This window comes from Helicobacter sp. T3_23-1056 (genome assembly GCF_053654535.1).
The window spans coordinates 1-334 of sequence record NZ_JBSIUU010000116.1 but is presented as its reverse complement, the minus strand read 5'-3'; the positions used below and the strand labels follow the sequence as shown (position 1 = coordinate 334).

1 protein-coding gene is annotated in these 334 nt (G+C 34.4%); it reads left to right on the top strand.

The window, feature by feature from the left end; translation table 11 throughout:
• The coding region (locus tag ACWIUO_RS13960) for a contractile injection system protein, VgrG/Pvc8 family (protein WP_454178485.1) at window positions 1-334 on the top strand (334 nt) is incomplete at both ends.

The following is a 334-nucleotide window of genomic DNA, read 5'->3' as shown; positions in this document are numbered from 1 at the left end:
GGCAACAACAACACCAACACCACAAACAATAACTCCACATATAACGATATACACAACAACACCACAAACACTCTGCAAAACCCTAACAACAAGCATTTCTTTACCTTTAGCATTACTTCCCCACTCTTTAGGGCTTCACTAAATAAAGCATATAGAATCTACACACATAAAACCCCCATAGAAGCCTTGCAAGCCACACTAAGATTTTATGAAAATCTATTGCATAAACATATTGATTTCTCTCATATTAGCTTTCCTTATCCTAAAGAAGAGCTAATCACGCAATATAATGAATCAGATTTAGACTTTATCTTTAGAATCGCTCATAATAATG